Origin of the sequence: Arthrobacter sp. SRS-W-1-2016, assembly GCF_002009585.1 — a bacterium.
In the GTDB taxonomy this organism is placed as follows: domain Bacteria; phylum Actinomycetota; class Actinomycetes; order Actinomycetales; family Micrococcaceae; genus Arthrobacter; species Arthrobacter bambusae_A.
Genome location: NZ_MTPV01000021.1, coordinates 24,956 through 32,948 on the forward strand (window position 1 = coordinate 24,956; position 7,993 = coordinate 32,948).

The window sequence follows — 7,993 nt, forward strand, 5'->3', positions numbered from 1 at the left end:
CGTCGAGAGGTCCCCCACGCAACCCAAAAAAGAGGGCACAAAAAAGCAGGACCGGTCATTGACCGGTCCTGCTTTTTGAAATCCGAAGCTTAGAGAGCCTGGATGTTTACTGCCTGGGGACCCTTGGGGCCCTGCTCGACATCGAAGGAAACCTTCTGGTTCTCTTCGAGGGAGCGGTAGCCGCCCGAGTTAATTGCAGAGTAGTGAGCGAAAACGTCCTGGCTGCCATCTTCCGGGGAGATGAAGCCGAAGCCCTTTTCGGAGTTGAACCACTTGACGATACCTGTAGCCATTTTTTCAGTTTCCTTACTGAAGGTGGAGGTTGTCCCGACTGTCGGGCCTCCGGTGTGGGGTGTTCTCCACCGTTACTTCAGAAGGTCGCGGTTGATGAACCGCGGGAACTGCCTGAACTACCAAATGCCAAACACAACAACAGCTACAAGCATACAGGCCTTTGGGCGGATGGCTACTATTTGTCAAAATCCTTCATCTGCCGCGCGCCGCACTTCACGCCGGGGTCACTGTCCTCTCCCCCGGAAAATAGCTCGCCTCCCCCCTTCCCTGGAGCCTCAAGCGGCGTAGAGTTCCGCCATGGAACCGATTCGGGTCATCCTTCTTCCAGGAAGCGTTCTTCCGGCCCAACCCGCGTACGGGGCGCTGATCGACGCGCTGGGTCCCGACGTCGACGCCGTCGCGAAGGACCTTGAACTGTACGACGGCGATGAGCCGCCGCCTGGCTGGAGCCTGGACACGGAAATCGAGGGTGTCCTGCGCGAAGCCGACGCCCGCGGCTGGGAGACATTCCACTTGCTCGGCTATTCCGGTGGCGGGGCTGCGTCTTTGGCGTTCACCGCCAAGCATCCACAGAGACTGCGCAGTCTCACGCTCCTGGAGCCTGCGTGGGCGGGAAGCTGGGACTGGAGCCCGGGGCACACCCAGCTCTGGAAGGAGTATGAGGCGCTGGAATTACTGCCGCCTGATCAGTTCATGGCCGCGTTCATGAGGCTGGGCGTGAAGCCCGACGTCGTCCTTCCGCCACCGCCCGAGGGCGGACCGCCGCCGTGGATGGCCAAGCGGCCGGCGGGGATCAGGGCATTCCTGCGGGACTTCAAGATTTACGATCTGGACCGGGAACGGCTTGCTGCGTTCGCTCGGCCGGTGTTCTTCGTCCTCGGCGGCCTCAGCAACCCCGACGACTACGGCGAGGTTGCCGAGCGTTTATCGACGGTTTTCCCTGACTTCCGCCTCGAAGTGTTCCCCGATCGCCATCACTTCGATCCCCCGCACCGGATCGAACCCGAGCGCCTCGGCGCGTTGCTGCGCGAGCATTGGGAACGCGCGGATCGGGTTGTTTAGGGTGCCGTGTCGGTTCCCGTCAAAACATCAGGATCCCGGATATAGACTCATCGCAACGGCGCCCTGCCATGGGGCCGCTTGGCCACCCTGAGGGGGATGCGGCTCGATGAGTGAAGTGAATGTGCCGGGACAACGGCCGGTTTTGGACATCAGCGACTTGCACGTCGCGTACGGTGCGCGGACCGTCGTCGACGGTGTGAGTTTTCAGATTCACCGCGGTGAGATCTTCGGCCTGCTGGGTCCGAACGGTGCGGGGAAGACGAGCACACTCAGCGCCATCGAAGGGCTGGTTACGCCGAAATCCGGGCGGCTGCTGGTGGACGGAATCGACGTTCAAGAAGAGCCGCTGGACGCGAAAGCGCGGCTCGGGGTGCAACTGCAGTCCTCCAGTTTCCAGGCCGAATTGACTATTCAACAGATCGCGAAGCTCTACGGCGGGCTTTACGGGGTAAAACTCTCGCGCAAGCAAATCGGGATGAGCATGCGTTCCATAGGGCTTGAAGAAGAACTGGGCAAAAGGTTCAAACAGTTGTCGGGTGGGCAGCAGCAGCGGCTTGCACTGTTCATTGCCACGATTCACAACCCCCTCCTGCTCTTGCTGGACGAACCGACCGCCGGGCTGGACCCCCAGTCCCGCCGTGGACTATGGCGTCGCATCGAGGAACTCCGTGGCGAAGGCAACAGCATTCTTCTGACTACGCACTCGATGGAGGAGGCTCAGGCGGTGTGTGACCGGGTCGCGATCATCGATCACGGGGTACTGCTCACCACCGGCAAGCCGTCGGAGCTGATCGACAAACACAGGGACGATCCGCGGGTGCTTTCGGTCGCCCACGGCGCACCGACCTTGGAAGACGTGTTCATCGGACTGACTGGAAGTGAGATCCGTGACTAACACCAGCGTCGCCACTGTCCGCCCGCCTCGCGGCCTCGCCATGGGTTCGTTGCTTCGCGCGGACTCCATTGTGATGCTCAACAGTAAGACTTCACTTGTTTTGAGCGCCCTGCTGCCGGTCGTCATCCTTGTGGTCACAAGCTTTGGCAAGTCACAATCGCGGCTCGGAGGGTCAAACCTCCTCATCGGATTGGCGTTGACCCTTGGACTACTCACCTCGTGCCTGCTCGGATTCACCTTGGCCCTGGCACATGACCGTGAGATCGGTGTGCTGCAAAGGCTCCGCGTCACCCCGGCGCCCGACTGGATGATCATGACGAGCCGCCTTGTCGTCCAAATAGCCACGAACCTGCTCGCGTCCATCATTGTCGTCATCGTCGGCGCCATCGTTCACGGGCTCACGCTCAACATCGGCCAATACCTCTTGGTCATCATCATTGCGGTCCTCGGAGCGGCAATGTTCCTGTCCATCGGACAAGCCCTGGTCGGCTTGGTTCAGTCCACCAACGCCGTCAGCGCGATCGGCCGGTTGCTCATGATCTTCCTGCTGCTCCTCGGCCTCCTCGGAGGAAGCGGCATCCTCGGGGACGCGATGCAAACCATCGCGGACTGGTCCCCGGTCGGAGCCCTCCTGGCACTCTTCTCGGACGTCCTGAACCAGTCTGCCTGGAGCGCGGTCAGGACACCTATTCGCTCTTGGCCTGCGTGGGATACGTCGTCGTGTTCGCCTTCATCGGAATCCGCTGGTTCCGATGGAACTCGCGGTAGGGCGCGGCTACCCGCGACATCCCTCCCAGCTCACGCTGACGCCGGCTCCCATGCAAACCCGTCCGGGTCGGTGAACGGGCCGGCGTCGCTGCCGATCGCGAGCCGGTGCGATCCGGTGCCGTGGGGCGAGACACCCGCGTCCTTGGCGAGGGCGGGGCGCGCGTAGAGCCCTAGCTGGACAGGACTCGACGCCATGGCGAACTCGACGTATTTGCCGAAGCTCTTCCCAACGGAGAGACCCCCGTCGCCGTAGAACCGCTTGCTCGCGGAAACGTCCGCGACTGCCATCAGGAGCACGATCTTCTCGACGTCCCGGGTGGCCGGACCGCTGTCCTTTTTCGCCGACGTCGCGACCTTCCAGATCGCGCCGTCCGGGGCCTGGACGACGCCGCCGTAGCCCCGTGATTTTTCGACTTTAAGCCGAGGCCCCACCGACCGCTTCTCCGATCCTGACCGATGTGTCGTCAGTCCAGGCAGAGGCACAAAGGATGACCGGCCGGGTCAAGAAACACCCGGAATGTCGTTCCCGGCTGATTCTCGTGCTTGGTCGCGCCGAGCTCGAGCACAGCTGCCTCAGCGGTGTCGAGGTCGTCCACCACCACGTCGAGGTGCATCTGCTGCGGAACGTCCTGGCCGGGCCATTGTGGCGGCGTGAAGGACTCGACTTTCTGGAAGGCCAGCGAATCGCCGTAATCGGCGCGGATGGACCACCAGTCGTCGTCGTTCCGCTCGACTTTCCACTCGAGCAGGGCGCTGTAGAACTCAGCCAGGGCCTTGGGGTCGGGACAGTCGAGTACCACGACCGGGAACCGTGCGATAGCCATGGCCAACACTCTAGGACCGTTTCCGGAGGATCGCATCAACTTTCGTTCGCGGAATATACCCGGAATTACCGATACCGCGTGGCGAGCTCTGGGCTCTGCGCCCCGAAAGCGGCGAGGTCTGCGTGGAAGACGGCATCGAGAAGGCCGACGTCCTCCACGCCCGGTGCGCAGACGGTTTCGCCCAGTTCCAGGCCGCGCAAGCTTGCCGTGACGACGTCGGCGGCGCTCATCCGCGGCATCCTGCTCAAGTCCATGCCTTGGCGCTCGTGGAACTCGGTGGCCACCACTCCCGGGCACACGACTTGCACCGTGATTCCGGTGCCCTCCAGCTCCGCGCTGAGGGTCTGGGACATCGCGACGAGGTACGCCAGGCTGCCGCCGTAGACGACGCGGCGGGGCATCTGGGCGTGCGGGGCCGGGCCACCGAAGGCGATCATGCCGGACACGTTGATGATGGTTCCCCCGCCGCGTTCCTGCATGCCCGGGATTGCCGCCCGGCTCAGCATGGTGGGCGCGAGAACCTTGACGTTGACGAGTTGCGTGGCTTTGTCGGCGGGAAGTTCGGCGAAAGGCATGTAGTGCGCGACGCCGGCGTTGTTCACGAGCATTGTTATCGGCTCGGTTGCGCAGATCCCGGCGACCGTGTCGATACCCGCCGGCGTTGACAGGTCGGCGACGACGGTCCGGACCGTAGTCTGAGGGTGCGAATCGGCGAACTGTTCCAAGCGTTCCTGCCGTCGGCCCACGATCACCAGATCGTAACCGTCGGCGGCCAGGCGTTCGGCGAATGCCTGGCCGATTCCAGAGCTGGCGCCCGTGATAAGTGCTAGCTTGCTCACTGTGGTTCCTCCTGTTGACGGCAATGACGTCCGTTCAACGCAACCACGGAGCTCACGTGCTGTCCACCTCCCGCACGCGAATGATGAGACGTTCTTCTCAGCGCGTGGGAACGGGCGTTTGGGTCGATGCTGGAACGGCGGCGAGGTTTCTGTAGAGCACGGAGTTGAGCGTCGTGTGCCCTTTGTCGTCGGTGACGTAGACCTCCAACGTGAAGATGCTGTCATTGTGGTCGAGCGTGAACTCGATTGTCGGGTTTGTGGCGGATATTGTCCCTTGAGAGACGATTCGGCCGTATCTCTGTTCCGGGACGCTGAGATCCGTACCGTGCTGCGCGGGGTCACGGATGAAGTATCGGACCGTGTACGGCGCTGACGGCAGGGATCGAATTGTCGGGAAGAAGGTGAAGTCTCGCGTACCGGTGGTCGGATACACCTTCGCACGCCACTGGTAGGCGGTAACATCGGGAGTGAGCCGGTCGCTGAGGTCGCGGACGCCGGTGCGGTTAGTTTGGTCATCGAAGCTGCGATTGTGGCTACCCAGGGCTTTGGCAACAGGTCCGAGTCCGACACCGAGACTTAGGCCGAGCCCAATCGAGACAACCGGGAGGATGATCGCCCACATGAGCGCACGGCGCCGCAGGCCCGTTCGCACGGCCTGCCGGTGCATCGAGAGTGTATAGGGTACGACGCCAGCGGAAACGGTTCGCGAGTACGGGTTGCCGCCCGCCCGGGTCCAAGCATCAATGTACGCGGCCCGCGGCGGCAGCGAAGCTTCCGTCCCTCCGACTGGGTTCCAATACGACAGGAATGGCATGGGCAGGTCCCGGAGCCGGTCGTACGGGTCCTTGGTCGTGAAGGTCGGCACCATGCGGTACTGAACTGCCCCACGAGCGGCGTACTGGTGGAGGTAGGGGTGAAAGTCTTCAAGCTGCATACGCGGGACAGTGACCCGGACGACGAATGCCCTGGTCACGATCGCCTCGTCCCGTGTGAGCGTGACCCACTCTCCGGCATGCCAGAGCAGGACAGCGCCCGAAATCGCCGAAATTACTGATGCCGCCAAGATGAGCGCCTCGACCCAAAACGGAATGATCGTGCTGTTGCTCTCGTTGACGAGGATCGAACCGGCGATCGCCGCCACCGCGATCACCACGAGTCCAGCACCGAGTGCCGCACCAGCCCAACGCGGCATCCGCAGTGCGCGAATCTGGGCTGGAAGATCATCCTCGCGGAAGTGATCACCGGAATTCGGAACGAACATCGCTACCCCCAACATCCAACGGGAAAGGCCCCGGGCACGATGCTGCCATAAGCTGACCCAGCTGGATGGTCGATTAACGAATCCTTGGCAATTCTTCGACAAAACCTTGCACTCGGGTCTCGATCCCCCTGCTCAAAAGCTCCCGCACGCGAATCGCTCGGCGTAAAGTTCATCCAAGGGATCGGAAGGATAGCTCATGGAGACTGCCCCGCCCAGAGCCGCACAACAGATCAGAGCGGCACAACAAAACCGCCCCCTCGAAATCGACACGCTTGTTGTCGGTGGGGGCCAAGCAGGACTGGCCACGAGCTACTTTCTCAGCCGGGCCGGCGTCGAGCACGTGGTCCTTGAACGGCGACCCGCGCTGGGTGGCGCGTGGCAGGATCGCTGGGACGCGTTCGTGCTCAACACGCCGAACTTCTCACTCGACCTGCCCGGGATGCCGTATGCGGGGCCAGAGCCGGAGGCGTTCATGGCACGCGACGACGCCGTGGACTACTTTCGAGACTACGCGCGGAGGATCGACGCCCCGATCCGGACCGGCACCGATGTCACGTGGATCTCGACGTCGGATGGCCGCTTCAGCGTTGAAACGTCCGACGGTGGCTGGCGGGCACGCAATGTGGTGCTGGCGACCGGCGCATATCGAATACCCAAGATCCCAGCTTTGGCCGCCGGACTTCCAGGGGACGTCCTGCGGCTTCACACACACGACTATCGCACTCCGGAGCAACTGCCGGACGGCGCCGTGCTGATTGTCGGGACCGGGCAATCGGGCGGGCAGATCGCGGAAGACCTGCTCGCGGCTGGGCGTGAGGTTCATCTAGCAGTGTCGATGTGTCCGGAGGCGCCGCGCCGGTATCGCGGGCACGACATCATTTATTGGATCCTGCAAGCCGGAATCCACGGGCCCGAGTACGGGGTCAACGCCTTGACGGTCGGGCAGCTGCCCTCCCCCGCGGCACGGTTCGCCTGCAATCCCCTGCTCTCCGGCACCAACGGCGGTCACGACATCCACCTCCGCGAGCTCGGCCGCCAGGGCGTCCGGCTGTACGGGCACCTGGAAGCAGCCAACGACGGCGAACTCACTTTCACGGCCGACCTCCGCGAACGCCTCGCGACAGTCGAGGCCGGGTTCGGCCAGCGTATGGGCCGTGCGCTCGACGCCTACATAGCCGCCGCTGGGATCGACGCGCCTGCGGCTTTGCCTGCGTCGTCGGACGACTGGTTGCCTGCTTCGTCACCGGCACGGGTCAGCCTGGCCGCCGAGAACATCACCTCGGTGCTTTGGGCGACCGGTTACCAGCTCGACCTCAGCTTTGTGGACATTCCTGTCCTGGACGCCTGGAGTTATCCGCGACATGTCCGCGGCGTCACCGAATGTCCGGGGCTGTTTGTGGTGGGGCTGCCGTGGTTGACGGGGCATTACTCTTCGATAGTCGGCGGAGTGGGCGTGGATGCCGAGCATGTTGCGGGGCGCGTGGCCGGGCGCGTCCAGCCATAGGGAACATGGTTGCGGTAAGGGCCCCCGTCATCGCGCATTTCCGCGGCACGGGCTGGATGGGTCTACCAAAGCAAAAGCCTTGTGGAATCGCAGATTCCATCCAGCGACGAACGCTCACAATCGGTTTAACCGCCGAACTCCTCATGGAGGGCCAGATGATCGCCGGTGACGTCGACGAGCAGGGGCATCACCCGTGGCCCCACTCAACGGGAGACGCAATCGAACGGATCACACGCACCGGGTTAACTGAATGGCCGGACGACTTCCCTACCCCGCGGGCGATCGTGTGGCTCGCTAATACTGAGGCCGGCAACCGAGTTGGTCGGGAGGTACTCGCCCGCGAAGCCCAGACCGAGTGATTCTCGCTCCGCAATCAGAAGCCTCATCAGGGCACGTCGGGGACGTCCTCAAATGCACGCGGAGGGACCCCCGGCGTGCGACTGCGCTGGGGGTCGTCTATTCGTGCACAAGGGGTGCTGCGAGTCCGGCGAGCAGGATGCTGATGCCTTGGTCCAGTTCGGCGGCGCCGTCGTAGTCGGCGAGGAC

9 protein-coding genes are annotated in these 7,993 nt (G+C 63.2%); 5 read left to right on the forward strand and 4 right to left on the reverse strand.

The genetic code is table 11. The features are described from left to right. Positions 1-89: 89 nt before the first annotated feature. Complete coding sequence (locus BMF89_RS05400) at positions 90-293, reverse strand: cold-shock protein (RefSeq protein WP_028266315.1); 204 nt, start codon at positions 291-293, stop codon at positions 90-92. 298 nt (positions 294-591) lie between these two features. Between BMF89_RS05400 and BMF89_RS05405 the strand changes: the two genes are divergently transcribed. From BMF89_RS05405 to BMF89_RS21880, 4 genes are all read left to right on the forward strand, one after another. Next, positions 592-1,356, forward strand: coding sequence for an alpha/beta hydrolase (locus tag BMF89_RS05405; protein WP_078106055.1), 765 nt, complete (start codon positions 592-594; stop codon positions 1,354-1,356). A 106-nt stretch (positions 1,357-1,462) separates the two neighbouring features. Further along, positions 1,463-2,251: an ABC transporter ATP-binding protein gene (locus tag BMF89_RS05410; protein ID WP_078106056.1), complete on the forward strand. Its 789-nt coding sequence runs from the start codon at positions 1,463-1,465 to the stop codon at positions 2,249-2,251. Beyond that, positions 2,244-3,185, forward strand: coding sequence for an ABC transporter permease (locus BMF89_RS05415; protein ID WP_078106057.1), 942 nt, complete (start codon positions 2,244-2,246; stop codon positions 3,183-3,185). Before BMF89_RS05410 ends, BMF89_RS05415 begins: the two co-directional genes overlap by 8 nt. Positions 3,186-3,278: 93 nt before the next feature. Continuing rightward, entirely contained in the window at positions 3,279-3,416 is a 138-nt protein-coding gene (locus tag BMF89_RS21880; protein ID WP_171983406.1) for a hypothetical protein, read from the forward strand. A gap of 67 nt (positions 3,417-3,483) precedes the next feature. Here the strand turns inward: BMF89_RS21880 and BMF89_RS05425 are convergent, their stop codons facing one another. The 3 genes from BMF89_RS05425 to BMF89_RS05435 all read right to left on the reverse strand — a co-directional run bounded on the left by BMF89_RS05425 (position 3,484) and on the right by BMF89_RS05435 (position 5,943). Then, positions 3,484-3,843, reverse strand: coding sequence for a VOC family protein (locus tag BMF89_RS05425; RefSeq protein ID WP_078106063.1), 360 nt, complete (start codon positions 3,841-3,843; stop codon positions 3,484-3,486). Positions 3,844-3,908: 65 nt separating this feature from the next. Next, positions 3,909-4,682, reverse strand: coding sequence for an SDR family NAD(P)-dependent oxidoreductase (locus tag BMF89_RS05430; RefSeq protein WP_078106058.1), 774 nt, complete (start codon positions 4,680-4,682; stop codon positions 3,909-3,911). A 97-nt stretch (positions 4,683-4,779) separates the two neighbouring features. Next, positions 4,780-5,943 carry a hypothetical protein gene (locus BMF89_RS05435; protein ID WP_078106059.1) on the reverse strand — a complete coding sequence of 388 codons (1,164 nt, stop codon included), beginning with the start codon at positions 5,941-5,943 and terminating at the stop codon, positions 4,780-4,782. A 196-nt stretch (positions 5,944-6,139) separates the two neighbouring features. Here BMF89_RS05435 and BMF89_RS05440 point away from each other — a divergent pair, with 196 nt between their 5' ends. Then, positions 6,140-7,447, forward strand: a complete 1,308-nt coding sequence (locus tag BMF89_RS05440) for an NAD(P)/FAD-dependent oxidoreductase (RefSeq protein ID WP_078106060.1) — start codon at positions 6,140-6,142, stop codon at positions 7,445-7,447. Positions 7,448-7,993 lie beyond the last annotated feature (546 nt).

Bases quoted from the DNA above. Each gene is read 5' to 3' on its own strand.
- BMF89_RS05400 (WP_028266315.1), bottom strand. From the start codon at position 293: ATGGCTACAGGTATCGTCAAGTGGTTCAACTCCGAAAAGGGCTTCGGC.
- BMF89_RS05405 (WP_078106055.1), top strand. From the start codon at position 592: ATGGAACCGATTCGGGTCATCCTTCTTCCAGGAAGCGTTCTTCCGGCC.
- BMF89_RS05410 (WP_078106056.1), top strand. From the start codon at position 1,463: ATGAGTGAAGTGAATGTGCCGGGACAACGGCCGGTTTTGGACATCAGC.
- BMF89_RS05425 (WP_078106063.1), bottom strand. From the start codon at position 3,843: ATGGCTATCGCACGGTTCCCGGTCGTGGTACTCGACTGTCCCGACCCC.
- BMF89_RS05435 (WP_078106059.1), bottom strand. From the start codon at position 5,943: ATGTTCGTTCCGAATTCCGGTGATCACTTCCGCGAGGATGATCTTCCA.
- BMF89_RS05440 (WP_078106060.1), top strand. From the start codon at position 6,140: ATGGAGACTGCCCCGCCCAGAGCCGCACAACAGATCAGAGCGGCACAA.